The organism is Allochromatium humboldtianum, assembly GCF_013385175.1.
Taxonomy (GTDB): Bacteria; Pseudomonadota; Gammaproteobacteria; order Chromatiales; family Chromatiaceae; genus Thermochromatium; species Thermochromatium humboldtianum.
This window is the reverse complement of sequence record NZ_JABZEO010000003.1, coordinates 225,276-250,812: the sequence shown is the minus strand read 5'-3', so window position 1 is coordinate 250,812 and position 25,537 is coordinate 225,276. Positions and strand designations below refer to the sequence as shown.

The 25,537-nt window shown below is 59.1% G+C and carries 26 protein-coding genes; 15 read left to right on the top strand and 11 right to left on the bottom strand.

Annotation, left to right across the window (positions count from 1 at the left end; translation table 11 throughout):
* The first annotated feature begins 117 nt into the window (after positions 1-117).
* On the top strand, positions 118-360 hold the full coding sequence (locus HW932_RS05840) for a hypothetical protein (protein ID WP_176975547.1): 243 nt from the start codon (positions 118-120) through the stop codon (positions 358-360).
* Between the two features lie 6 nt (positions 361-366).
* Here HW932_RS05840 and tsaB read toward each other — a convergent pair whose 3' ends face one another.
* The 3 genes from tsaB to HW932_RS05825 form a co-directional block, all read right to left on the bottom strand.
* The gene (gene tsaB, locus HW932_RS05835) at positions 367-1,047 is read right to left on the bottom strand and encodes a tRNA (adenosine(37)-N6)-threonylcarbamoyltransferase complex dimerization subunit type 1 TsaB (protein ID WP_176975546.1); all 681 of its coding nucleotides are present in this window, start codon (positions 1,045-1,047) and stop codon (positions 367-369) included.
* Positions 1,048-1,052: 5 nt separating this feature from the next.
* Positions 1,053-1,979, bottom strand: coding sequence for a hypothetical protein (locus tag HW932_RS05830; protein WP_176975545.1), 927 nt, complete (start codon positions 1,977-1,979; stop codon positions 1,053-1,055).
* 163 nt (positions 1,980-2,142) lie between these two features.
* Positions 2,143-3,129 (bottom strand): adenosine kinase, encoded by a 987-nt coding sequence (locus HW932_RS05825; protein WP_176975544.1) that lies wholly within the window; start codon positions 3,127-3,129, stop codon positions 2,143-2,145.
* Positions 3,130-3,241: 112 nt separating this feature from the next.
* On the opposite strand from HW932_RS05825, the gene HW932_RS05820 reads away from it, so the two are divergent.
* The gene (locus HW932_RS05820; protein ID WP_222932237.1) at positions 3,242-3,724 is read left to right on the top strand and encodes a hypothetical protein; all 483 of its coding nucleotides are present in this window, start codon (positions 3,242-3,244) and stop codon (positions 3,722-3,724) included.
* Positions 3,725-3,733: 9 nt separating this feature from the next.
* Here HW932_RS05820 and cydC read toward each other — a convergent pair whose 3' ends face one another.
* From cydC to HW932_RS05805, 3 genes are all read right to left on the bottom strand, one after another.
* Complete coding sequence (gene cydC, locus HW932_RS05815) at positions 3,734-5,470, bottom strand: thiol reductant ABC exporter subunit CydC (protein ID WP_176975542.1); 1,737 nt, start codon at positions 5,468-5,470, stop codon at positions 3,734-3,736.
* The gene (cydD, locus tag HW932_RS05810; RefSeq protein ID WP_176975541.1) at positions 5,467-7,245 is read right to left on the bottom strand and encodes a thiol reductant ABC exporter subunit CydD; all 1,779 of its coding nucleotides are present in this window, start codon (positions 7,243-7,245) and stop codon (positions 5,467-5,469) included. The genes cydC and cydD overlap by 4 nt, the downstream gene beginning before the upstream one ends.
* Positions 7,246-7,328: 83 nt before the next feature.
* Positions 7,329-8,804, bottom strand: coding sequence for a sigma-54 dependent transcriptional regulator (locus HW932_RS05805; RefSeq protein ID WP_281358187.1), 1,476 nt, complete (start codon positions 8,802-8,804; stop codon positions 7,329-7,331).
* Positions 8,805-9,025: 221 nt separating this feature from the next.
* On the opposite strand from HW932_RS05805, the gene rpsP reads away from it, so the two are divergent.
* The 5 genes from rpsP to sbcB all read left to right on the top strand — a co-directional run bounded on the left by rpsP (position 9,026) and on the right by sbcB (position 12,493).
* Complete coding sequence (gene rpsP, locus HW932_RS05800; RefSeq protein WP_176975719.1) at positions 9,026-9,286, top strand: 30S ribosomal protein S16; 261 nt, start codon at positions 9,026-9,028, stop codon at positions 9,284-9,286.
* 29 nt (positions 9,287-9,315) lie between these two features.
* Positions 9,316-9,825: a ribosome maturation factor RimM gene (rimM, locus tag HW932_RS05795; RefSeq protein ID WP_176975539.1), complete on the top strand. Its 510-nt coding sequence runs from the start codon at positions 9,316-9,318 to the stop codon at positions 9,823-9,825.
* Between the two features lie 63 nt (positions 9,826-9,888).
* On the top strand, positions 9,889-10,638 hold the full coding sequence (gene trmD / locus HW932_RS05790) for a tRNA (guanosine(37)-N1)-methyltransferase TrmD (protein WP_176975538.1): 750 nt from the start codon (positions 9,889-9,891) through the stop codon (positions 10,636-10,638).
* A gap of 20 nt (positions 10,639-10,658) precedes the next feature.
* On the top strand, positions 10,659-11,003 hold the full coding sequence (gene rplS / locus HW932_RS05785) for a 50S ribosomal protein L19 (RefSeq protein WP_176975537.1): 345 nt from the start codon (positions 10,659-10,661) through the stop codon (positions 11,001-11,003).
* Positions 11,004-11,059: 56 nt separating this feature from the next.
* A complete protein-coding gene (sbcB, locus tag HW932_RS05780) occupies positions 11,060-12,493 on the top strand; it encodes an exodeoxyribonuclease I (RefSeq protein ID WP_176975536.1) in 1,434 nt (477 codons plus the stop codon).
* A gap of 21 nt (positions 12,494-12,514) precedes the next feature.
* On the opposite strand, the gene HW932_RS05775 is transcribed toward sbcB, so the two are convergent.
* Positions 12,515-12,883 (bottom strand): response regulator, encoded by a 369-nt coding sequence (locus HW932_RS05775; protein WP_176975535.1) that lies wholly within the window; start codon positions 12,881-12,883, stop codon positions 12,515-12,517.
* 168 nt (positions 12,884-13,051) lie between these two features.
* Here HW932_RS05775 and HW932_RS05770 point away from each other — a divergent pair, with 168 nt between their 5' ends.
* The 8 genes from HW932_RS05770 to HW932_RS05735 all read left to right on the top strand — a co-directional run bounded on the left by HW932_RS05770 (position 13,052) and on the right by HW932_RS05735 (position 20,817).
* Complete coding sequence (locus HW932_RS05770; RefSeq protein ID WP_246296675.1) at positions 13,052-13,420, top strand: type II toxin-antitoxin system TacA family antitoxin; 369 nt, start codon at positions 13,052-13,054, stop codon at positions 13,418-13,420.
* A complete protein-coding gene (locus HW932_RS05765) occupies positions 13,420-13,968 on the top strand; it encodes a GNAT family protein (protein ID WP_176975534.1) in 549 nt (182 codons plus the stop codon). The genes HW932_RS05770 and HW932_RS05765 overlap by 1 nt, the downstream gene beginning before the upstream one ends.
* 262 nt (positions 13,969-14,230) lie before the next feature.
* On the top strand, positions 14,231-14,479 hold the full coding sequence (locus HW932_RS05760; protein ID WP_176975533.1) for a hypothetical protein: 249 nt from the start codon (positions 14,231-14,233) through the stop codon (positions 14,477-14,479).
* A 26-nt stretch (positions 14,480-14,505) separates the two neighbouring features.
* Positions 14,506-15,045, top strand: a complete 540-nt coding sequence (locus tag HW932_RS05755) for an NYN domain-containing protein (RefSeq protein ID WP_176975532.1) — start codon at positions 14,506-14,508, stop codon at positions 15,043-15,045.
* A 123-nt stretch (positions 15,046-15,168) separates the two neighbouring features.
* Positions 15,169-15,837 (top strand): hypothetical protein, encoded by a 669-nt coding sequence (locus HW932_RS05750; protein WP_176975531.1) that lies wholly within the window; start codon positions 15,169-15,171, stop codon positions 15,835-15,837.
* 3 nt (positions 15,838-15,840) lie between these two features.
* Entirely contained in the window at positions 15,841-17,223 is a 1,383-nt protein-coding gene (locus HW932_RS05745; RefSeq protein WP_176975530.1) for a ThiF family adenylyltransferase, read from the top strand.
* Between the two features lie 2 nt (positions 17,224-17,225).
* The gene (locus tag HW932_RS05740) at positions 17,226-19,130 is read left to right on the top strand and encodes a sel1 repeat family protein (RefSeq protein ID WP_176975529.1); all 1,905 of its coding nucleotides are present in this window, start codon (positions 17,226-17,228) and stop codon (positions 19,128-19,130) included.
* Positions 19,117-20,817 carry an NUDIX hydrolase gene (locus tag HW932_RS05735; RefSeq protein ID WP_176975528.1) on the top strand — a complete coding sequence of 567 codons (1,701 nt, stop codon included), beginning with the start codon at positions 19,117-19,119 and terminating at the stop codon, positions 20,815-20,817. The genes HW932_RS05740 and HW932_RS05735 overlap by 14 nt, the downstream gene beginning before the upstream one ends.
* A 56-nt stretch (positions 20,818-20,873) precedes the next feature.
* Here the strand turns inward: HW932_RS05735 and HW932_RS05730 are convergent, their stop codons facing one another.
* The 4 genes from HW932_RS05730 to HW932_RS05715 all read right to left on the bottom strand — a co-directional run bounded on the left by HW932_RS05730 (position 20,874) and on the right by HW932_RS05715 (position 25,523).
* A complete protein-coding gene (locus HW932_RS05730; RefSeq protein ID WP_246296674.1) occupies positions 20,874-22,985 on the bottom strand; it encodes an AAA family ATPase in 2,112 nt (703 codons plus the stop codon).
* 408 nt (positions 22,986-23,393) lie between these two features.
* The gene (locus HW932_RS05725) at positions 23,394-24,473 is read right to left on the bottom strand and encodes a sensor histidine kinase (RefSeq protein WP_176975527.1); all 1,080 of its coding nucleotides are present in this window, start codon (positions 24,471-24,473) and stop codon (positions 23,394-23,396) included.
* Positions 24,466-25,092: a SpoIIE family protein phosphatase gene (locus HW932_RS05720; protein WP_176975526.1), complete on the bottom strand. Its 627-nt coding sequence runs from the start codon at positions 25,090-25,092 to the stop codon at positions 24,466-24,468. Before HW932_RS05720 ends, HW932_RS05725 begins: the two co-directional genes overlap by 8 nt.
* Positions 25,083-25,523, bottom strand: coding sequence for an anti-sigma regulatory factor (locus HW932_RS05715; protein WP_343046963.1), 441 nt, complete (start codon positions 25,521-25,523; stop codon positions 25,083-25,085). The genes HW932_RS05720 and HW932_RS05715 overlap by 10 nt, the downstream gene beginning before the upstream one ends.
* Between the last annotated feature and the right edge of the window lie 14 nt (positions 25,524-25,537).

The window sequence follows — 25,537 nt, the reverse complement described above, 5'->3', positions numbered from 1 at the left end:
AGGGTTCAGACTGCTGGTTCCTGGGCGATCGGACGTCGCTCGTTTCGTCGCGCCGCACGTCCCGGTCATGGGGTTGTCCGTGGCGGCCGACTTTTCGCCCAATGGAGCCGTATCCGGATGAATCTCTGCCCCAAATGCGACCGCCCGCTCTGGCCGTTCGCCATGATCCTGACCATCACCAGCGTCATCGCCTTTCTGACCTGGCTGATCCTGGGCCTCTCAGCGATCGAACCCTGGCAGCGCCTCCTTGTGACGCTGATCGCCTTCATCGTGGTCGGAGCGACCCTGCTGCACTATGTCGTCAGTTGTCTGAGACGTCACTGCCGACACGACCATCCCATCGTCCAGGGACGCTCCTGAGGCATCCTAGGCGGGCGCCTGTGTGACCCGGTCGCGCAGATAGACCGGAAGCGCCTGCTCGGCCGGAACCCAGCGCCCGGCCGTCAGCTCGGCGGCGGCCAGGAGCGCGATGTCCTGGGCCTCGCAGACCCCATCGGGATTCGTCCCGCTCAGGGCCGGCCCGAGCCGCTCTGTCAGCACCTCACCATGCACGCCCCAGCCTGGCCCCACACCTTGCCAGCCGTCGCCCGTGGGCCGCGTGACCCGATCGGGTGCGCAGACCTGCTCGGCGCAGCACAGCTCGGCCAGATCGCGCGCGCCGATCTCGTAGCAGCCCCAGTAGACTTCGTCCATGCGCGCGTCCAGCGCGGTCAGCAGCCGACGCTGCCCCTCGCGCCTGAACTGGCCCTGGGCCATGGCCGCGAGCGTGGAGACCGGCACCACGGGCAACTCGGCCCCAAAGGCGGCGCCCTGGATGACCGAGGTCGCGATGCGGATGCCGGTGAAGGAGCCCGGACCACAGCCGAAGGCCAGGGCATCCAGAGTGCGTAGCTCCAGGCCTGCCTGTTCCAACAGGCGCTGCATCATGCCGAGGATGAGTTCGCCATGGCGGCGGGGGGCAAGGGTGAGTTCCTGAACGACGCCCTGGTCGACGAGGAGCGCGGCTGAACAGGTTTCGTTCGAGGTGTCGATGGCGAGTAGTTTCATGTGATTCAAAGACTTTCGAGCCCGAGCGGCCGTCCACCGAAGACGCTCGCTCCGAACGGGCCGCTTTCGAGTTCATGGATATAGGGGTAGGGTGGTCGCAGTACCCAGCCGCGAAAGGCCGTGTCCAGACTGCCCATGAGCTGGCGCGGCGGCTCGTCGGCCGAGACCTCGACGATGAACAGGCGCAGACGACCCAGCATGGTATGCGGATCCTCCAGTCGGGTCTGGACCGCCCAGGCCGGCAGTCCGTCCATGAAGTATTCGCTCTGAGGCGCCGAGTCCTTGAGCTTGGCGGCCAGACCCAGCAGCAGCAGGGTCTTGTACTCGATCTCATGATCGAATTCGCCGATGGTCTCCGGCCGTTCGTCGAGATCCCAGAGTGAAGTGGGCCGGCGCGAGGTCAGGTAGAGATGCAGCTCGTGCAGATCGCGCCAGGTGCCCGCCGGCGGCGTCTTCTTCCATAGGATCGCATAGCGGATCTGGCGGTTGGCGAAGCGGAACAGATTGCGGATCAGCCACAGGCGCTGGTGTTGCCGGCGTTCGTTCGGGACCGGATGCTCCTTGTCGAGCTGGTGCAGCGCACGATCGAGGTTGACGAACATCAGGCGTCCGAGCCGCTGCTCCATGGTGAGACCGCGGGCGCCGTCGGTTTCGCCCGCCTCGTCCGTATAGGGCTTGGGCAGTCCGGCACAGGTCTTGAGCACTGGAACCTTCAGCAGCGACAGGATGCTGAGGCGGCGGCTGGCCGACAGCTCAGCCTTGCGCAGACTCTCCAGCGCCAGGACGAGCGCGGGACCGGCCTGACGTCCGCCGCGCGTCCTGAGTCCGGCCAGCCAGTCCTTCAGCGCCTCCAGATCCGTGTCGAAGCGCGGCCGCGCGCACTCGCGGATGGCGAGCGGCGAAGGGATGGATTGGGCGTCGAAGCTGAGCATTGGATTACTCCTGTCATGTGGACTCCAGCCGGTTGCCATGCGTGACGGGGCTGGAACCCATGACCGGGACATGGATACCTGATCGTAATGCTAGCTTTATTCGATCGCGCAGTGTGTCGACTCGGTCGCAGTTTCGCGACCGGATCGACCGCACCGGCGCAGCTCAGAAGGCCTTCAGGATGGACAGGGTCTCTTCGGTCGGGAGGCGCGGCCCGAGCGTCGTCACCAGTCTGGCAGAGGCGGCCGAGGCAAGATCGCCCGCGCGCTGGTGGCTCCAGCCCTGGCTCAGCCCGTAGAGGAAGGCGCCCGCGAACATATCCCCCGCACCGACCGTGTCCACGGGCTCGACTCTGACAGGGTCGATCTCGATCAGCGCCCGACCGTCCCAGACCAGCGCCCCCTTGGGACCGCGGGTGATGGCGAAGTGGCGCGCGATGGTCTTGAGATAATCGACCGCCTGATGCAGATCGTCCGAGCCGGCCATGCCCATGGCCTCGAACTCGTTGGCGAACAGTAGATCCACGCCCGAGCCGATCATCTCCAGCAGTCCGGGCTTGAAGAACTTGACCATGTTGGGGTCCGACAGCGAGATGGCGGTCTTGACGCCCGCCGCCTCGGCGATCCGCTTGGCCTCGATCGAAGCCGCGCGCGCCGAGTCGGATGTGACCAGATAGCCTTCGGTATAGAACCAGTCCGAATCGCACAGTGCCTCCTCGACCAGCTCCTGGGTCGAGAGGTTGCCGCTCACGCCCAGGAAGGTGCACATGGTGCGATCGCTGTCCGGCGTCACCAGCACCACGCAGCGCCCGGTGTGGCCCTGATCCTTCTCGGTATGGTGATTGGTGTCCACGCCGCCCTCGATCAGATCCTTCATGTAGAAGTGGCCCAGCTCGTCGTCGGCGACCTTGCAGGAATAGAAACCCTTCCCGCCGAACTGGCTGAAGGCGATGATGGAGTTGGCGGCCGAGCCGCCCGAGCCGCGCTGAGGATGGTGCGACTTGAGATGCTCCATGATGCTGAGCTGCTGGTGTTCGTCGACCAGGGTCATGACGCCCTTGTCGATGCCGAGGATGCCCAGATCCTCGGGCGTGACTTCGTATTCCATGTCGACCAAGGCATTGCCGATGCCGTAGATGTGATATTTCGCCATGATGGTTCCATGAGTGCACAAAAAAGTGGACCATTGTACCGAGCCATCGAGCCGCTGGCGCGTTCCGGCGGCGATTTACCATCTGAACGGAGCGGTTTTTCGCGCAAGACTGATGAAACGTAAGATGAATCTGTTGATGATCATCGGGTTGGTGGGCACCCCGATCGCCGGGACTCAGTTCGGCCTGGACTATGGCCGTGCCATCTGGGGCGCGCCCCAGGTCGAATGGACGCCCATCGAAATGGCCCTGCCGCTTGAGCAGACCAGCGGGAACTTTCAACTCTTGCTCGACAATGAGCCGCTTGCCGACCATTTGGCGCGTAACTCGCTAACGGCGCTGGGATCGGAGGGGCTGGCCTATTTCGTCACTCCCGAGATGGTCCGGGTGCGTCTCAACAACTGGCCTCAGATCCAGGCGTGGAAGGCCCAGTTGCTGCACATGGCGGTGTACTCCGCGCTCGGACTCGGCGTGTCGCTGACCTGTCTGATCGTGGGGCTGGTCGAGTTCTTCCGCCAGACGCCCGAGCCGCGACGGCGACCGCCCGAGGCACAGGCGGCGCGTCCCGTCCGTCGTCGTGATCCGAGTGTGTTCTAGCCTCGAAACTCAGCGCGTCTCGGCTTCGGCACGCAACGGTAGCAGGGCGGCCTGCATCGCCTGCGGAACGACCGAGACATCACCGCGCGCCAGCTCGCGTCCCTGATCGAGCACCAGGACCTGATCGACCCAGTCCAGTCCGGCCGGACGATGGGTGATGAGCAGCACGGTGCGTCCGACCATGAGGGTATCGAGCGCCTGCATCAGATCGCGCTCGGTGGCGGCGTCCAAACCCTCGGTCGGCTCGTCGAGCAGCAGGATGGGCGCGTCCTTGAGCAGGGCGCGCGCCACGGCGATCCGCCGTCCCTGACCGCCCGAGAGTCGCACGCCGGTCTCGCCGACCCAGGTGTCATAACCCTCGGGCAGTTCGGCGATGAAGTCGTGGATCTGGGCCACGCGGCAGGCTGCTTCGATCGCCGCCTGCGGAGCGTCCGGGTTGGCGATCAGCAGATTCTCGCGGATGGTGGCGTCGAACAGATGGGTGTGCTGACTGACCACGGCGATGTGGCGGCGCAGGTCGTCGCCATGGAAGTCCAGGATGTCGTGACCGCCGACGCGGATGCTGCCCGAATCCGGCGCCCAGAAGCGCAGCAGCAGATTGAACAGCGTGCTCTTGCCCGAGCCGGTCGCGCCGATCACCGCCGCGCGCGTGCCTTGGGGCACCTGGAGCCGGATGCCTGAGACGGCCGGGCGTGGCGTGTCCGGGTAGCTGAAGCGCACATCCGCGAACTCGATATCGAAGCGTTCGGGCCGGGGCGAGGGGGTGCTCGGTTCGGCGACGGCCGGCTCAGTGTCGACGATGGCGAACAGCCGGTGCGCGGCGGCCAGGGTGCGCCCGAGCATCTGGAACGCCTGGGGCAGGGGGGCGACGGCTTCGAAGCTGGCGAGCGTAAAGAGCGCCAGCATCGCCAGTTGCGGCGGCATGAGCCGTCCGTCGTCGACCAGCGGGATGGCGATCCACAGCAGCACCCACAGGCTCAGGCTGGCGCAGAGTCCGACGGCGGCCTGAGTCAGGCCATGATCGCTGGAGAGACGGGTCTGATCGGCGATCAGACGTCGGCTCAGACTGTCGATATGCTGGGCCTGACGCTCGGCGGCTCCATAGAGCGTGAGTTCGGCCAGACCCTGGACACCATCGATGACCGCCGTGCGCAAGGCCGCCTCGTCCTCGGCGATGCGCCGTCCAGGGACCAGGCCGCGTGCCTGAGACCAGATCGGCAGTCCCACCCCGGCCAGTACCAGAAAGGTCAGGCCGGAGAGCGCCAGCAGTGGATGGTAGAAGAGCAGAAATATCGTGAACAGCACGATACTGACATTGGCCACCGCGACCGGCACCAGCACCCGCACATAGAGATTGTCGAGCGCGTCGATGTCGGCGCGGATGCGGCTCAGCAGATCGCCGCTGTGATACTGCTGGAGCCGCGCCGGGGCGAGCGGTTCGAGATGCTGATAGAACCAGACGCGCAGACTGGCGATCAGCCGGAAGGTCGCCTCATGGTTGACGAGCCGCTCGCCATAGCGTCCGGCGGTGCGGATCATGGCACTGCCCCGGATCAGCGCCGCCGGGGTGAAATAGTTCATGGCCACGCCCGCCGCGCCGGCAGCGGCCATCGCGGTCAGGAACCAGCCGGCGGCGGCTATGAGCGTCACATTGGCCAGCAGGGTCAGGATGGCAGCCAGGGTGCCGACCAGCATCCAGACTCGATACGGCCGGAAGAGTTGCCACAAGCGGCGCAGTTCGTTCATGCCTGCTCACCCTCATGTGCGCGCGGGCCGTGGGCGGCGATCATCCGCGCATAGAGTCCGCCGGTGCCGGCCAGTTCATCATGTGTTCCCTGTTCGACGATCCGCCCCTGGTCGAGTACCAGGATGCGATCGGCGCGGCGTACCGTATTGAGCCGGTGCGCGATCACCAGCAGGGTGCGGTCGAGCGCCAACTCGTCGATGCCTTCCTGGACCAGACGCTCGCTCTCGGGGTCGAGGTTGGCCGTGGCCTCGTCGAGGATCACCAGCGGGGCATCGCGCAGAAAGGCGCGGGCCAGGGCGATGCGCTGGATCTGCCCGCCCGAGAGTCCCGCGCCGCGCTCGCCGACCGGGCTGTCATAGCCCAGCGGCAGGGCGTCGATGAATTCAGCCGCCCGTGCGCGCCGGGCCGCCTCGCGCACGGCGTCCGGCTCGGCCTCGGGACGCCCGAGTCGGATGTTGTCGGCGATGCTGCCCTGGAACAGGCGCGGCTGCTGCGGCACCCAGGCCAGATGACGGCGCCAGTCCTCCAGATCGATCCCGGCGAGCGCCTGTTCGCCGATCAGGATGCGTCCTCCGGTCGGAACCAGGAACCCGAGCAGCAGATTGACCACCGTGGTCTTGCCCGCGCCGCTGGTGCCGACCAGCGCAATGCGTTGCCCCGGCGGGATGTCGAAGTTGAGACCCTGGAGCGCCTCGCGTCCAGGCTCATAACTGAAATGCACGTCCTCGAAGCGCACACCGAGCGGACGGGCGGCGGCCAGCGGCTCGGTGCCCGGATCGATGCGGGTCGGCTCGGCGTCCAGCACCTGGATCAACTGTTCGGCGGCGGCCACCGCGCCCATACGCGCATGATACTGGGTGCCCAGATTGCGCAGCGGCGCATAGAACTCGGGGGCGAGCATCAGCACGAACAGCCCTTGCAGATAGGTGATCTCGGGGATGGGGATCCAGGCCGGCACCGGCACCGCCAGACCATAGAGCCGGAAGCCGATCAGGACCGCGACGATGGCGATGCCGACGCTGGCGAAGAACTCCAGCACCGCCGAGGACAGAAAGGCCACGCGCAGCACCTGCATGGTGCTGTGGCGATAGTCGTCGGAGATGCGCGCGATGACAGCGACCTCGCGCCGGCTGGCGCCGAAGAGCTTGAGCGTGGTCAGCCCCTGGATGACGTCGAGGAAGTGCGCGCTCATGCGCGCGAGCTGTTTCCACTGGCGCTGATTACGTGCCTGGGCCCCCGAGCCGATCAGGATCATGAACAGCGGGATCAACGGCGCCGTGAACAGCAGCACCAGCCCGGCGAGCCAGTCCATCGGCATCACGGCGGTGAGGATGGCCAGGGGCAGGATCATCACCAGCGTCATGGCCGGGACGAAGCGGGCGTAATAGCCCTCCAGGTCGTCGATGCCCTTGGTCAGGGTCTCGACCAGGGCGCCGCTGCGCTGGCCGGAGAGGTAGGTCGGCCCGAGCCGTTGCAGATGACGGTGCACCTGATCGCGCAGTGTGGCGCGCACCGAGGCGGCGGCCTGGAAGGCCGAGCGCTCGGCGAGCCAGACGATGAGCGCGCGCGTGCCGAAGAGCGCCAGCAGTCCCCACAGCCAGTGGTGGACCTCGCTCAGGTCGGCGTCCTTGAAGATGACGGCATCCAGGACCACGGCCAGCGCCCAGGCCTGATTGATGGCCAGCAGACCGTTGGCCGTGTTGAGCCAAACGGTCAGCAGGAGTGCCTTGCCGGCGAGCGGTCGTTGCGATTTGAGCCAGGCGTTGACTGACATGAACCCTTACCCTATCTGTCCTCGGTCGGGAGCGGATAGGGGAGGATACGTAACCCGAGCCCCTCTGGGCAATGCGCGTGATGTCAGTCCGGGCTGGTGCGTGCCACGCCGTGCTTGGCCATGAGCCTGTAGAGCGTCATCCTGGAGACGCCCAGATCCTGAGCGGTCCGCGTGATGTTGCTGCCGTTGCGTGCCAGGGCGTATTCGAGATTGCGCTTCTCGGATTGGGCGCGGATGCTCTTGAGCGTCGAGGCTCCGTGATGGCTGGCCGTGCCGTTGAGCCTGTCGGGCAGTTCCATATGGTTTGGTTCGTGTCCGGGCGCGACGAGGCCCTGATCCATGCTCATGATCTTCAGATCCTCGGGGCGGATCGATAGTCCTTCGCAATTGAGTGCGGCCTGAAAGATCACGCTACGCAGCTCACGCACGTTGCCGGGCCAATGATGGGCGCGCAGGGCGGCGAGCGCATCCTGTCCGAACTGGAGACGACGCAGTCCGAGATCGCGCATGACCTCTTCGAGGAATTGCCGGGCCAGTAGCTCGATGTCCGCCCCGCGCTCATGGAGCGGCGGGGTCTGTACGGTCAGGAAGGCCAGCCGGTAGTAGAGATCGGCACGAAAGGCGCGCTCGGCGATGGCGCGTTCCAGGTCGACGTTGGTCGAGGCGATGATGCGGACATCGACCGCCGTGCCGCGCGTGCTGCCGATGGGCGTGACGATCTTGTCTTCCAGGAAGCGCAGCAGGGTCGCTTGCGATTCCAGCGGCATGTCGCCGATCTCGTCGAGAAAGAGCGTACCGCCGGCCGCACTGTGGATGTAGCCGCTCTTGCGCGCGTTGGCGCTGGTGAAGGAGCCTTTCTCGTGGCCGAAGAGTTCCGATTGCAGCAGGGTCGGCGGGATCGCGGCGCAATTGATGGCGACGAACGGCCCGCTGGAGCGCGGCGAGTAGTCGTGGATGGCGCGGGCGGCGAGTTCCTTGCCCGTGCCCGTCGGACCTGTGATGAGCACTGAGACGTCCGATTCGGCCGCGCGCTGGAGCAGTCGGTAGTGATGTCGCATCACTGGACTCTCCCCGATCAGGCCGAAGTGATTCGGGACGCCCTTTGCGGTCGCGTCGCGTAGGTCGTGCTCGACCCTGGCCATGCCATAGGCGTGACCGAGCACGATCGCCAAGCGCTCGGCATCGACTGGCCGCACATGGAAGTCATAGAGACACTCGGCGACGAAATTTCTGAAATCAGGCTGCTGGATCTGACCCTCGTTGACGATCGCGACCCATTTGAGTCCTGTCGAACGGCTGATCTGCCGGCATAGATGGGTCTCGTGACGGGTGTCGCGCGCGACCGGGAAGACGATGAGGCCAACGAGGATGTGTTCTTCCTGGACCAGTCGCTCGAGCGCGTCGGTCTCTCGCACATGGCGGATCGACCAGTGCTTTTCCTGCAAAGCCGTGGCGACATCGTCCGAGAGGTCGTCCGGGGAGATGACGAGTAGCTTGCGCATGGGAGTGTCCTGGTTCTGGTCAGAGTCGTTTGTGGGAAGATCCTCGCTGCCATTCAGCTTAACAACTCTGAGGCGAAAGTGTCACTCCCAAGAGACGATTCGGGTCGTTTCTTCACGAAACTGTGACACGCATGCCATTTTTGGTCTGGTCCGCCGGCTGGCAGGAGCGTCCGATGTTCGATCGGGTCTTCCATTTCGCGCATAATTCTGTATATTTGCGCGTTTACCCGCGGGCCTTCCGCGAGACTCCCTATCCAGCTCTTGAGCCAGGACAGCACATGGTCACGATTCGTTTGTCACGTGGTGGTTCGAAGAAGAACCCTTTCTACCAGATCGTCGTCGCCGACATCCGCTCCAAGCGTGATGGTCGCTATATCGAGCGACTCGGTTTCTTCAACCCGAACGCGCGCGGCGGCGAGATCCCGCTGCGGCTCGACACCGCGCTGGCACAGGAGTGGATCCGCAAGGGTGCGCAGCCGACCGATCGTGTCAAGCAGTTGATCAAGCAGGCGACGCGCGAGGCCGCGGCGGCCGCTTGAGTTCGGTTCGCTCGCGAGGCTCGATCAGGGTGTCCGAAGAGCCGCCGTCCGCTCGGATCGTGCTTGGGCGCGTGTCAGGGCTCTATGGCGTCAAGGGATGGGTCAAGGTCTATTCCGAGACCGATCCGCGCGAAGGCATCCTGCGCTACTCGCCTTGGTTGTTGGGGCCTGAAGGTGCAGTGCGTCGCGTAGCCGAAGGCAAGCTGCATGGCAAGGGACTCATCGCCCGTCTGGATGGGTGTGAAGACCGCGATCAAGCCGCCGTTCTGATCGGCCAGGAAATCGCGATTCGACGCGATCAGCTTCCGCCGCCACGTCCGGACGAATTCTATTGGATCGACCTGGAAGGTCTGGCCGTCGTCACCCAGTCCGATGTCGAACTTGGACAGGTCTCGCATCTGTTCTCGACCGGTGCGAACGACGTGCTGGTGGTCGAGGGTGAACGCGAGCGTCTGATTCCCTTCGTCTGGGGCGACGTGATTCTGGACGTGGACTTCGATCAGCGTCTGATCCGGGTCGACTGGGATCCGGAGTTCTGAGTCCGGGTCGGCCCAAAGGTTCGTTCTCAGTTCTCGATCGAACCTCCTGGATTCCAGACACCCATGCGCTTCGACGTCATCACGCTCTTTCCTGATCTGTTTCGCATCCTCTCGGATCAGGGCGTGACGGGACGGGCGCTGGCGCGCGGACTGGCCGAGCTGCATCTGTGGAATCCGCGCGACTTCACGCACGACGTCCATCGCACCGTCGACGACCGTCCCTATGGCGGCGGGCCGGGGATGGTGATGAAGGTCGAGCCGCTGCGTGAAGCGATTCGGGCCGCGCGGGCGGCGGTGCCACAGAGCCGGGTCGCCTATCTGTCGCCCCAGGGGCGCGTGCTCGATCAGGCCGCGATGCTGGAGATCGTCGCGCGTCCCGGTTGGATCCTGCTCGCCGGACGCTACGAAGGCGTCGACGAGCGTCTGATCGAGTCCCACGTCGACGAGGAATGGTCGATCGGCGACTATGTCCTGAGCGGTGGCGAGCTGCCGGCGATGGTGGTCATGGACGCAGTCATCCGGTTGCTGCCGGGCGCGCTCGGTCACGTCGATTCGGCGCGACAGGATTCGCACATGGATGGGCTCTTGGATTGCCCACATTACACCCGCCCGGAGCGGATCGAGGAAGGCTCGGTTCCCTCCGTGCTGCTCGGTGGCGACCATGCCGCCATCGAGCGTTGGCGGCTGCGGCAGGCGCTGGGACGGACCTGGCGGCGCCGTCCGGATCTACTCGAGCGCCGCGGGCTCAGCGAGGCCGAGCGCACGTTACTCGATGAATTCATACTGGCCCATCGCGAGGGTGGCGCCGGCTGAGAACAGGAGCCAAGGAAACCATGAGCAACATCATTCAGCAGCTCGAACAAGAGCAAATGTCCCGCGAAGTCCCGGATTTCGCCCCGGGCGACACCGTCGTCGTCCAGGTCAAGGTCAAGGAGAAGGATCGCGAGCGTCTCCAGGCGTTCGAGGGTGTCGTCATCGCCATCCGCAGTCGCGGTCTGAACTCGGCCTTCACCGTGCGCAAGATCTCGCATGGCGAGGGCGTGGAGCGCGTGTTCCAGACCTACAGCCCGTCGATCGCCGGCATCGAGGTCAAGCGCAAGGGCGATGTGCGTCGCGCCAAGCTCTACTATCTGCGCAATCTCACCGGCAAGGCCGCTCGCATCCGCGAGAAGGTCTGAGCCGTTCCGGCCGTCCGGACCAGGGCGGCCAGCGTCCGGCACTGGAGGTTCGGCCCATGTCCGACACCTTCTACTGGCACGATTACGAAACCTGGGGCGCCGATCCGCGCCGCGATCGTCCCTGTCAGTTCGCCGGAGTCCGCACCGACGCCGATCTCAACGAGGTCGGCGATCCGCTCGTTCTCTTCTGTCGTCCGACGGACGATCTGCTCCCTCATCCGGATGCCTGTCTCGTCACGGGTCTCACGCCTCAGCGTGTCGCACGCGAAGGGGTGATTGAGGCCGAGTTCGCGCGCGCGATCCATGATGAGCTGAGCCGGCCCGGAACCTGCGGCGTCGGCTACAACAGTCTGCGCTTCGACGACGAAGTCACCCGTCATCTGTTCTACCGCAATTTTTTCGATCCTTACGCGCGTGAATGGCGCTCCGGCAACTCGCGCTGGGATCTGATCGATGTGCTGCGGCTGGCCCATGCACTGCGTCCCGCAGGGATCGAATGGCCGCTCAACGACGAGGGTACGACCTCGTTCCGGCTGGAGCAGCTGACCGTCGCCAACGGCATCGACCATGGTCAGGCGCATGACGCGCTCGCCGACGTGCGCGCGACCATCGCGCTGGCGCGCCGGCTGCGTGATGTCCAGCCCCGACTTTTCAGCTATGCGTTGACGCTGCGCGACAAGCGCCGGGTGCGCGCGCTACTCGATGAACGCCGACCCTTGCTGCATGTCTCGGCGCGCTTCCCGGCAGCGCTCGGCTGTATCGCGCCGATCTTTCCGGTCGCGGCTCATCCGACCAACGGAAATGGCGTGATCTGTTTCGATCTGCGTGCGGATCCGGCCCAACTGCTGGAGCTGTCGGTGGACGAGATCCGCCGTCGGCTCTTCACGCCGAGCGAGGAACTGCCGGCGGGTGTCGAGCGCGTCCCGCTCAAGACCGTGCATGTCAATCATGTACCCATGCTCGCGCCGCTGGCGACCCTGCCCCCGGAGAGTGCCGAGTGCTGGCGGATCGACCCCGATCGAGTCGTGCGTCATGCGCGCTGGATCGCGGATGCAGCCGGCGAGATCGAGCAGCGCGTGCGCGAAGTCCATCAACGACCGCTGCCGGTCGAGACCGATCCCGAGCTGATGCTTTATTCGGGCGGTTTCCTCTCCGACGCCGACCGTCGCGCCTGCGATCAGGTCGTGCGCTCTAACCCCGCCGAGCTGGCGACCGCGCCGCCGCGTTTCAGCGACCCGCGTCTTGGCACGCTGCTGTTCCGCTATCGCGCCCGTAACTGGCCTGAGACTCTGAGTCCGGATGAGCGTGAGGACTGGGACGCCTATCGCTTTGCGCGCCTCACTGACCCCGAGGGTGGGGCCAGTCTCCAGATCGAGGATTATGAGGTGCGGCTCGCCGAACTGGCCGAGATCCATGACGACGATCCGGCCAAGCTGGCGATTCTCGACGCTCTGGGTGATTGGGCCGGGCGCGTGCTCGATGCCGGTTGACCGGCTATCGGCGCTCTGGCTTTAACTCAGTGCGCCAGCGATGGCTTCACGCAGTTGTTCGCGCGTGAAGGGCTTGGGCAGGGTGGCGCGCACGCCCATCAGCTTGGCCGACTCCAGATTGAATTCCAGACTGATCGAGCGGCGTCCGCCCGAGACGGCGATGATGGGAATCCGCGCGTCGCGTCGCGCCAGCTCCATGATGAGCTCGATGCCGTCTTTTTCGGGCATCAGGATATCGGTGATGATGAGATCGGGGCGACTGTGCTCGATGGCGGTCAATGCCTCGTTGCCGTTGGTCGCGGTGCCGACCTGATGGCCCTCGCGCTGGACCATCTCGGTGAGCATGGTCCGAAAGAGTTCGTCATCGTCGACGATCAGTACCTTGGTCATGATTGCATAAGGTGTCGGCCGAAAATGGAATTCAGTATGGCATAAAAGAGCGAATCAGGCTCTGAATCGACCGCGATGCGCGTGGATTGGAAGGGCGCTGAGGGAGCTTTGCCGTTGATGCCAATCGTGGCGTCTTGCTTCTATATCCTGGGTGACTCGGTTCGGTTGATGCGTACGCTCAATCGGCGTACATTGTTCCGTATCATGCCAAACAGTGGGAGATCGATCATGCGGCCGGCAGAAGACCTGACGAACACGATCAACGAGCGCAATGATGCGCGGATGCATTTTCGCACCAAGCCGAGGATCAAGGAGACGATCCACAGAGCGGCCGTGCTGTCGGGCCTGGATGATTCGACCTTCGCCATGAATGCCGCCTATCAGGCCGCCTTGGAGACCATTGCGGCCCATGAGCTGACGATCCTGCGTCCTGAGGACCAAGCGGTGTTCTTCGCGGCGCTGGACCAGCCGCCCGAGCCGACCCCCGAGCTACGCGCAGCCCTGAAACGCAGTCGTGAGCGGACCCGGTCGAAATAATGCCGGATCGAAGCGCTCAGCCCTATTGCATCGAGCCGTTCGACTCCGCGCGGCATGACCGGGACGGTTTCAGTTGCGGCATTGCGGCGATCGACAACTACTTTCACAAGACAGCCAACAAATTGGCCAAGGCCGACAATATCCGGCTGTATGTGATGGCGGCGCCCGAGGGCGCCGTGATGGGCTTCTATGCGATCAACGCCCATGCCGTCAGCTACGAGGCGCTGCCGCCACGCTATGCGCGCGCACGACCGGCGCATGGTGCGATTCCCGCCGCGTTCATCTCGATGATCGGTCGAGATCGGCGGTATCGGAATCAGGGTTTCGGCAGCGACCTGCTGGTGGACGCCCTGACGCGCATTGCTCGCGCATCCGAGGCGATCGGCATCGCGGTGGTGATGCTGGACGTGTTCGACTGCGGCGATCCGGAGCGCGTGGAGCGGCGCAAGGCGATGTACCAGGGATTTGGTTTCATGCCGCTGCCGTCCAATCCACGGCGGCTTTTCTTGCCCATAGCGACCGTGCGTCAGTGGCTGGCCGAAGGGTGACGCAAGCTCGAAGCCACGCCGGTCCGAAATTTCCCGATCGGATTGGTTTGCGATCTGCCGGATGTCCATCAGGTGTCAGTCGGCGCTGTGCACTCAGCTACGGACGCAAAGCAAAAGGCGCCGAATCAACTCGACGCGCGCGCTAGAAATACTTGGTGTCTTGACGCCGAGCTTCCTCTTTTTCCCCCAATTCTCCCTACCCGCCTCGAATTGGCCATCTTAAATTACTGCTCCAAGCCCAGCCGCTCAGGAGCATGTACCTATGGCCAACATCCCCAACGCGAACAAATACCGAAACCGCCAGTTCAACCAGAACCGTGCACCTGGATATCGGAACAATTCAGGTAGAGCAAGACGGCCCGCCGCAACGAACAAAATCCCTGATTGGGCCATCGGATCAGGGGTCGGCCTGCTGTGCGGCACCATACTGCTGTTTATGATCGATTTTCACTTCATCGCGGTCGCCGCCGCCGCACTGATTGCGGCGGCCTTAACCAAAGCCTCCAAATAATACCAGCCAACCACCAGGAGATCACCATGGAAAAGCTCGTCGTCTTCAATGACTATGCAAACACCAACGCCGCTTTTCGCAACCAAGGAACCGTACCTGACTACCATGATCTGCTGAACTATCTCAGTGAGGGGCGCTTCCTGGTCGAGGCGCATGCTTTCGTTCCCATCGATCCACGCAATCCTCATGCGCGCGATCAGAGCATTGAATCTCTGTGGGAGCAGAGCTATCTGGTCCACAGTAAGGTAGGGGCGATTGCGGGCGATAGCTACAAGTGCGACTTCGATGTCGAGATCACGCTTGCGCTGATGCGTACTGCGGAAATCGTCAAGCCCGAAATCATCGTCCTGATCTCTGGAGACAAGGATTTCGTGCCTGTGATCCTTGAGTTGCGTGAGCGCGGCATTCGTGTCGAGGTCGCAGCTTTCCCAGGCATCAATGCTGCCAACGAAATCAGGCTCAAAGCTTCCGGCTTCATCGATCTGGCCGTCTATCTGCAAGAGCGCGCAGATCAGGCCGTCGCTTTTGAAGAGATGGCGGCAGAAGCGGACGACGATAGGCTGTAAACCAGAATCGCTGTGGAGAACGTCGGTTTTCCCGACGTTTTCCCCTGACAGGTCATTGGTTGCAGAGATAGTCTATCCGCCAGATTTTCACCTTCCCCCCCCATCCAATCCAGGAGCAACATCATGGCCATCATGAACGGCAGACGTCTCGACCCCAACAGCCTCAATAACGGCGCACATGGCAGTGAATTGGCTCGGCTGGCCAAGGTCGCGCCGGGGCGTCGCGCCATTTTGGAGTGCGGTGGCAAGGTGCAAACGATCGATGAGCATCGCCACTATGCGCGACACGAACTCATCGACAAGCAAGGGCGCGGTGCCAAGCCAACGACCATGCCCAAGCGGTACAAGGGTGGATTCGGCGGTCGCCGTTCCCATCAGTCCAAGCAGATCATCACGGAACAGGTCACTGACATCAGTCGCACTCTGTTCAGGTCGCAGGGTGTCGATTTCGATCATACTGACGCCCACTGGATGGTGGTCCCTACCTATAATCTACCGCCGCGCTGGCATCGTATCGCGCGAACCACGGCGCTGATGGTCGTCTTCCCTGACGAATATCCGGCCTTGCCGCCGATCGGGTTCTATATGATGGCCGATATTCCGCTCTCACCGGATGGCCATTTCTTTCAAGGTGTTGCGCATAGCGCTTGGCAGGCGCCGATCGAGCAGGGGTGGAAGTGGTATTGCGTCTACATCGACAATGGCGCTTGGCAGCCGGCGCAGAATTGGCGTGATGGCGACAATATCTACACTTACTTTCATCTCATCCGTGAAGCGCTGGGGAACGATTGAGTCATGAGCACGCTTCCTCTTCTGCGGTTTCCGCAAGGGCTTTTTCCCGAACTGCGTGCGCAGCTTCTGACGGATTCGAGTCGGGAGACCTTTGCGCTGCTGTTCGGGCAGCGTCATCGGGTCGGTGAGCATGAGTTGATCAAGATCGTCTCTGCGCACTACCCGCGTCCACAGGATTATGAGGATCAGGGCTTGGCCCATTTGCGTCTGAAGCGCCAGTATATCTATGATCGGCTGGTCGAGGTGCAGCAGCGCGGGGATGTGGATACGCTGATCGATGTGCACACGCATCCGTTCTGTTCGCAGGGAGCGGCTTTCTCAGGGACCGATGATCGTGATGAGCGGGCGTTTCATAGTTGGCTGACCGATACCCTCGACGATATACACTATGCCAGTATCGTACTGTCGCGGTCGGATTATGCGGCGCGTCTGTGGCGGCGGGAAGCCGAGGGTTCCGTCGCCTGTCCGGCACGGATCAAGACTCAGGTCGTGTCGGAGAACTGGCCATGCGCGGGAGATCCGGCGCTTGCCGACATTGCGTTGGCGGAGGCTGATCCGGAGCATGGATTTCTTGCACGAAGTGTACTAGCCTTGGGGCTGGACAATCTGCGCCGGATGACTCATGGGCAGCGGTTGGCGGTCGTCGGTGTTGGTGGGCTGGGGTCGGTGATCGCTGAGAATCTGATCCATACCGGGTTTCAGGCGCTTGATCTGATTGATCCGGATCGAGTCGAGATCACTAATCTCAACCGTATCGTTGGTGCCTATTATCAGGATGCGGTCGAGAACCGGCTCAAGGTGGAGGTCGTGCGGGATCATTTGCAGCGCATCAATCCTCGGGCCGAGATCGGTGCTCATGCGTTCGGTGTCGAGGACGAGGCGGCGCTTTCTGTGCTGGCGCAGGCCGACTGGATCATGCTGGCGACGGATAGCCAGTACAGTCGCTTCAAAGCTCAGGAGATTGCATTGCGATTTGGGATTCCGCTGATTTCCAGCGGTGTGAATATCACGGTGACGGATGGTGAGATCACGGATATGAGCGGTGAGGTCATCGTGGCGCGCACGGGGGATCGGTTGTGTCTACACTGCCTTGGTCGAATCAACCCGACTGAAGTGGCAGCGGAACAGCACAAAAACGACTTTCTTGGGCAAGAGTTGGTACGGCGTGGATATGTTGATGGACAGGAGGTTAAGGAGCCAGCGGTTAAGACGCTTAATTCATTAATTTCTTCTATGGCTGTCGATGCTTTAGTTAATCAATATACTGAGCGACAGTTGCACAAACCGCTTTGGATTTATGAAAATAATGAGGGCGCATGTATTTATCCAGATTATCATAGTGTTGAAACAAGAAAAAAATATTGCTATTTCTGTGCAGGAGAATAAAGATGAAACAATCTAATTGTGATTTTGCCGACGAAGAAGTTAATGAATTAATCGGTAATTTTTTTGAATTAGAACTTATAGATTCACTTTGCGATTCTTTAGAGCAAACCATACATGAACTTGCTTTTATAAACAATGATGAATCGCGCAATTCACATTTAGAAAAAGCAAAATCTGGAAATTCTCGCTCAATGCTCATATTGGCTTTTTGGGATTTTCAAGAAAAAAAATCAATTACAATAGAAGGAAAAAAGCTTTTAGAAAAAGCAGCAGATTTAGATCCAAGTTTTTATGAGGCTAAGTATGCTATTGAAATGATTAATAGCGAAGGAAAACCACTTCTTTTCAAGGATAAACTTGAAGAGTTTGCTAGAAATCTTCCTCAAGCACAGTTTGATCTGGGGAAAATTTATGAAAAAAACATAAAAGATGCATTAAAGCTTTACAATGCTGCGGCAAAATCTCACTATCTATATGCTCAAGAGCGATTAGGCGACATTTCATTTGATAATGGAAACTACAAGGATGCTGCTAGGTGGTATTCTATGGTATTTTTGCGAAGTAAAAAAACGGGAAGCAAAATAAAAGAAAGCGTAGCTAGCTACAAGCTAGCTAATTCTTACTTTTTGGCTTATTCTACTAATCAATTAATGTCAAATAGCGTCAAAAAATCTAGCTATGAAGCCGCAATAAAAAGATATCAAAAAGTTGCAAAATCCGAATTTGGCGACCGCTCTGTTAGATTTAAATCCGCCCTTATTTTGCTGACACTTTATTTTGAAAAAGAAATTGATTTACCTACTGATGAAATAAAATGCTTTTTTGATGTGGTTGCAGAATATGTACTGTCTGATTTTTCAGATGGAAAAGTTAACGAAATTTTAAATGATCAATACGACAACCTAGAAATAGATATCAAGAAAACTGGCAGATCTTTAATCGCAATTCGCCAGTGGATATATTTTCAGGAAATGCTAAACCAAAAAGAACTTAATGAGCAGGATGGCAAAATAAAAAAACTGATATTGGAAGTCGTGGAGCAATTTAAAGAAAAAGATAAAATAAATTCAATTTATTATGATGTTACTAATCATCATGTCGCTAAAAATACTCCGCCAAAAAAAATTGCTGAAATTTTTAATTCTTTGCTGTATTGTCAGCAATCCCAAAAAGGAGGGGTAGAATTTAAATGGGAGACTTTGTTGGGCAAGATTGCTAATGTTTGGGACAGCTCTAATTATAAAGAAATAAATAAATTTATTGATAAGAAGCTCCCCGATTATAAACAATTTCCAGATCGTTTTGCATATGCTTGGATCTTGCAGAACTTTAGGCATCTTATGGTGCATTATAAAAATGAAATTGAAGCGAGCTTTCCTGGATATTCATTTTTGGCGTTTATTCTTCTTGTTTTTAAAAAAGCAACATTTAATTGCTCTATGGACAGTGAAATAGATAATCAGTTGCTTGATATGATTGGTTTGCCAGATGAAGATTTAAATTCTTCCAGTGTCGAGCATAAAATACAAGAAAGTCACATTTATATTTCAAAAAAAATAGCTGTTATTGAAAAAGATACTCTCTGTGGAAATATACAGAAAATTTCAAACGTTAAGCATCCTAATGACATTGGCTGGACCTATGCTGCTGCAGCAAATTTTGTTGCTAGTTATGAGTACAAATATGGTTATTATGAATATGATAATGGCGATAACAAAAAAACGCCCCTGGATTATTTTTATGTCTACATTTTTTCATCTATTATTTTTGGCAAGCAAAAAAATAGATATGATTTTCAAAGCCCGATTATTAAAAAAGATTTTGATAATTATCTTTGCAGTGATAAAGAAGATATAAAATTTATTTCTAGTTTAGCCAAAAGAATTTTTTCTTATGTCAAATTTTGATTGCTTGATTTCTAATATAATTGATCATTTGCCTCGCTTTTCTGAAGAAGGTGGCGCATTTTCTTGTGTTGAAAAAAAGATTCTTCATCAAGAGATGACGAGAAATCTGCATATCGCCAATCCAGAAAAATTTGCTCAAGAGTTTTTGAATATTATCGAATATCTGTTTGATACGCTTTCCTTGCTTGATAGAGTAGAGCTTTCAAAGGGATTTTGGAAGTTTGTCTCTTATCCGGCTCAGCTTTTTGCTTTATCTTTGTTGCACTCATTAGCTGATCCAAAGCAGCGACTTTTTCCTCCGGATTTTTGGCAAGTTGCAGGAGTTTCTGATGACGTAAAACAAAAACAAAAAGCTGTTTTAAAAGCTGTTGAGGACAGAAGACTTGATCATAGACTAGATGGTTCTCTTCCGCCGCCGATTCGATTTATCTATGTGGCATGGGGAATTATTAAGCTGAACGGAAAAATTCTTTTTCATCGCCGAGAGGCTAGAGAGCATGCAAATGAATATGGCTTAGTTGGAGGTCGATCTAATCTCCAAGATTTAAAAGAAGTAATGGGGGAAACAACGCCAATCGATTGCTTGCTGGAAACATTGCAATCGCCTGACTCAAAGCCCATGTTCGACGCTATGGAACATACATTGATCCGTGAGTTTGAAGAAGAAACTCACCTGATCAAAAGTGAAGGCCACTATACAGCGGTTCCCTGGCGAGATTTGAAGCCTTACAGCCAATGTATGGGTGCCGCGCCAAATTACGCTTTCACACAATACTTTTTTCGTCTTTATTTGATCGAATTGACAACAAAGGGTTACTTTGCTTTACGACAAGCTGTCGAAAAGTCATCGGGATACCTGATCGAATGTTCTATACCAGAGGTCGTTTCTGGAAAAACAATGGATGGCGGGAAAGAGTTTAGTATCGAAGCCATTTATCGTGACTTTTTAGATGATCGCCTTGCCTTGGAAAAGGCTTTGGATGATCTGCCGTCGTCTTACAAAAACAATTACAGATACAATTTTGCTAATAAAAAATATTATCATGCTGCTCGCGATGAAGGTTTTATTTTCTCGCTAAATAATGATCTGCTCAAAGGCAAATCCGGCCAAGAAAAATCCATTTTGATTAATTTGGATATCGAGGATAAAAAACTACTACTTGCCTTAGCAGGACACGCACGGTCCTGGAAGTTGAGCCAAGCCGAAGATGGTTTGCTGACATGCCATGATTTTGGCTGGATAGAATTTCATGATGCAGAAAAAAGAGAGCAACTGAGCCAGCTTGCAGAAAAGCTACGCTCCGCAAATGAGCCATTGATCGAAGTCAGTGATGCCCGTTATTTTCGTCTCTCCATTGCGCCCGAGTTGATCTTCCTGGATCGAGCTTGGTTTGAATATTCGATTTCGGCGGACACCCCGCAAGGCAAACCCAAGATCACGATTCGGCGCCTCCCGATAGACACGCCAATCGGCCTTCTCCAAGGCGATCAGAAAACCCGGGAGATCGAATGCTCATTAGCCAAAGACTTGCAGAAGGTCGCCGCTGCCGAGCTGATGGCGCCCGAGAAGGATAGTTTAACTCGCAGTATACGATCAGCGCTGCAAAGCACATATCAGTCGCTCGGCTTGCGTCTGCTTCTCGTAACTCAGGAAAAGCTCTATACACTATCCTGCCGCCTTGCATGAAAGAAACGCCATTCCCTGTAGGCGTCGAACTCTCCGGGAATGGCGGCTGACCGGCTTTACAGCTCAGCCGTAAAACCAATGGGACGATGAGTCGCCTGCTGGTCTTTCAACGCGATCTCTGACGCCAGATCTTCATATAACTTGTCTGGAGTGAGCGACGTCGTAAACAGACGCTGGCTTCTCAGGACTACAGCAAAGTCCCCCGGCGTGAGACCCTTCAAACCGCTCAATCTCTCCTGCCAGATAGCCGCCTGTGTCAACCGCCCCCCGGTTTGACGCAGGGTCTCGCGAAACAGTATCCACGCCTGATCCGGACGCAGATAGTCGAAACGGATCTTGAGGTCGAAGCGACGCAAAGCCGCCGCGTCGAATGCCTCGAACAGATTGGTCGAGGCGATGAATACCCCATCAAAACCTTCCATCTGCGTCAACAATTCATTGACTTGACTGACCTCCCAACTGGTATGCGCTTGTCGGCGATCACGCAAGAAACTATCGGCCTCATCGAGTACCAATACGGCTCCATCGGATTCGGCTTGTTGGAACATCAAGGCAAGGCGCTGCTCAGATTCACCGACCAAGGATCTAAGCAGATCCGAAGCACGTTTGACGAGCAGTGGCCGTTGAAGCTCATGGGCAACATGAGCCCCAAATGCGCTTTTGCCGGTACCAGGCGGCCCGTAGAGACAGAGACGTCCACGCGGATCTCGGCGCAAGCCCTGCACCAAAGCGTTCAAGTCTTGATCGGCATTCAGACACTCGGGGCGATAGGTCATGACATCCGCCACCGCTTGCGGCGGTATCGGTTCGCGCCCCATAGCCTTCAGTGTGCTGTTGAGCAGCGTTTCCAGAGCCGCCTCGACAGTCTTGGGGTCGCGATACTGAATCGACGCAACATTCTTGACGGCCTGACTCAGCAAGGCGGGCGACAGATCCGGGTGACTGGCCGCGCGCTGTTTCCAGGAGCTTGAAACCGGCAGACGGCGAGTGTAACTCTGGATAATACGTTTTCGTGTCGACAAGGGTGGAATGCCGACCTCGATGACCTGGGTGAATCGGCGCAGATAGGCTTCGTCAAATCCATCGAGGCGATTGCACACCCATAAAGTCGGAAGCGGGTTGTCTTCCAGTGTCGAGTTGATCCATCCCTTGTTCATTTCAGCATTGCCGAAGTGAATGCTCATTGGATGCGGAAAAACGTCTTCCACCTCGTCGAACAACAGCAAGGCTTGGCCGCGCCTTGCCAGTACGGTTTGGGCGAGACGATAACAGCCCAAACGTTGCGCGCTCGACAGCGGCTCGCCGGATTCATCGGCGGTTGGAACAGAGTACAGAGTCACGCCCAGTTGCTTGGCAACGGCACGCGCCAGTTCCGTTTTGCCCGTCCCGGCACGGCCGTACAGCAAGACATTGATACCCTTCCCCTGGAATCGCAGCTCTTGGGCAAGCTTGCGCTGCATCTGATTGATCTCTTGGTGCAGATGCGGATAGTCCGCAAATCGCAGATGAGCGGCCGGAGCCTCGATGATCCAGCGTTCGAGGAATCCCTCGATCTCAGCGCGACTGAAACATAAAGCATCGACCAGACCATCCATCAAGACGAATTTTTGAGGGAGGCATTGACGAGACTTGCGATCGATACTGAGAAGACCGGATCGTACAAGTAGACTGCTCGAAGCAACAGCCTTACGAATCACTGATTCAGATTCGCCGATCAGCTTGGCACTGATCTGGACCAGATGGAGGAAATCCAGCTCACCGAGTGCTCTTGACGCCAGCTTGGCGAGACAGGCATGGGCTTTGAGTGTGGTCGCTAGCCCCAAGACATGGCGCTCGACCGTTGACAGGCCGAGGATATTTGCCAGGTATTGCAAGCCATCGTCTAGCGTGATTCCAAAATGGCCATCGAAGGAGCCGAGTTGTGCATGGCGTGCTTTGAGCGCCTGAATGAGATTCGAGGCGTCGCCATCTGTTTTCAAAAGCGCCTCGTCCAACCCCAGCATCCGCAACATTCGTGCAGCGGATGCGCTGTTCTGGAAGGCATACAAAGCGCCCGATAGACCGTCGAGATCCAGTAGAAGGCTCAGTCCAAAGCGGGCAACGGTCGCGTCATCAAGGGCGGGTGAAGGCAGAAAAGGGGTTTGGTCCGCATCGTAGAAGCTGGCCATGTCGTGCTCCTGAAAGGTTGGGGGGTTAGGCCCGCACCTTCCGGCACGAGCCGACTATGTCATGTAATTCATTGTTTCTAATCGTTTAATAATGGAATGCGGAATTTGTATTATTTGGATCGCTGAGATCCTATGATTTGCAGCTTAGATCAGCGGTGTCGTGGTGCTCCTTGAGGTGGATTGGTGTGCAGCATAGCCACCCAAGCCGTTTATCGTAAGGGAAGGTTGGGGGAAATCTGCCGAAAACTCTCCCCTGACAACTACCGGCGTGGCTCGATGCAGCGTTGGTACAGGGATGACATGTGCCGTAAATCTCGGAATGAGCCGCCGTAAATTACGGAATCAAAGCCCGTAAATCACGGAACGAAGGCCAGCAATCCTTGACGATGAGATCTTGAACGCCAATGGTCAGCGCAGCGTCGTCTCCGCTTCCTGGATCAATCGCGGCAGTTCGATGACGAACCGGCTGCCCCGCCCCTGCGCGCTGTCGAGCTGGATGTGTCCGCCGAGCTTGCCGACCAGGCCATGGATGACCGACAGCCCCAACCCGCTTCCCTTGCCGGGCGCCTTGGTGGTGAAGAAGGGATCGAAGACCCGCTCCCGAACCTCGGGCGTCATGCCCTCGCCATCGTCGCTCACGCTCAAGCAGATCCAGGCCGGTGTCTCGTCCGCCGCGTCGTCGGGACGCCGAACACATTCGATCTCGATCTCGATATGCCCCTGCGCCTCACCGATGGCATCGGCGGCATTGATGCAGAGGTTCATGACGATCTGCTGGATCTGGCTCGGCTCGGCCAGCACCCAGGCTTCGTCGACCCTGGGCGTGAATCCGACCCTCACCCCCACCGGCAGGGTGGCGCGCAGCAGGGCCAGGGTCTCGCGCACCAGCCCCACGACCTCGACCGGAACCGGCGAGTCGGCCAGATCGCGCGCAAAGGTCAGCATACGCGCGATCAGATCGCGGGCGCGAAAACTCGCCTGCTGAATGTAGGCCAGATGCTGTTTTCCGGACGACTCCGGCGCCAGCTCGTCCTCCAGCAATTCGCTGAAGCCGAGGATGGCGCCCAGGATGTTGTTGAAGTCGTGCGCGATCCCGGCGGCGAGCGTGCCGACGGCCTCCAGCCGGCGTGACTGCTCCAGACGGGCATTGACCAGGGTCGTGGCGCGGTGTTCGAGCTGCTCGCGAAAGGCGAGACTATAGGCCATGGTCGCCTCCATCAGGGGCGCGGTGATGCGCGCGGCGACCTGACTCAGCGGCAGCTCCGGATTGGCGCGCGACAGACGCATCAGGGCGTCGTGATGGAGTTCGCCCACCTCTTCGAGCGGGATCTCCAGCGCGATCAGATCGCGCCCGAGATCCGAGGCTTCAGTCAGCGCCATCTCCAGCGCCAGCGCATCCCGGGCGAAGACCGCCCGTTGCAGCACCTCGGCATAGAGCCGCGCGATGTCATTGCTGGACGAGGCTGTGGTATCGGTCGATTCAGGCATGGCGATAGAGCAGCAGACCGGCGTCGTCGTGATCACAGGCCCAGTCGTTGAGCAGTCGCTCGGCAAGTGCGTCCGACGGCCAGACGTCGCCCAGGGCCTCGGCCAGATCGGCGTTCTCGGGCAGACCATCGGAGAACAGCAGCAGCCAGTCGCCCGGCGCGATCGGCAGACGCTCCGGGCGCAGTCCGTCGAACCCGGCGCCGACGATCCCGCGCGCACCGCCGAGACGCTTGGTGCCCGAGCCCTGGATCAGCAGGGTGCGGATGTTGCCGACGGCCGCCTGCACGATGACCGACTCGGCCGGCAGGATGTCGACCACGGACAGCGCCACGCCACGGGTGTCGAGCAGGGCCCGGTCGCAACGGGCGAAGAGTTCGGCCAGAGGCGCTTCGTCATCGTCGCCGGCGATCTGGCGCATGGCGGTGGCCGAGGCGACATGGGCCTCGGCGCCATGACCGAGTCCGTCGGCCAGGGCCAAACGCCAGCGGTCGGGACACATCCACCAGCCGATCTGGTCGCCGCAGAGTGTCTCGCCCGGCATGGCACGCAGCGCCTGACCGATCCGTTCCTGGATCCCGGCCGGTGGTTTGCACGCCGTCAGGCCGCTCGTCAGCGCCATTTGACCGCCCTGACCCGGGTGCCGCCGGGGCGCGTTTCCAGACTGAACTCATCCATCAGACGCTTCACGCCCGGCAGCCCGCAGCCGAGTCCCTTGCCGGTGCTGTAGCCCTCGGTCAGCGCCAGTTCCGGATCCGGGATGCCCGGTCCTTCGTCCTCGGCCAGCAGTTCCAGCCCGATGACGGCGAGCTCCGGATGATCATGCCGCGCGCTTGCCCGCAGCCGGCCGCCGCCGGCATGGGTCAGCACATTGTTGGCCAGCTCGGAGGCCGCCGTGGCGATGTGGTAGGCCGAACTCCGGGAGAACCCCAGACGTTCGGCCAGCAGACGCGCCTGACGGCTGGCCGACATGACATCGGATTCCGAGACGATCAGCACCTCGATCGTCTCCACCGCGAGTCGTGTCGGTTCCAGGGTGTCGCTATCGTTCACGGACACATCCGGCC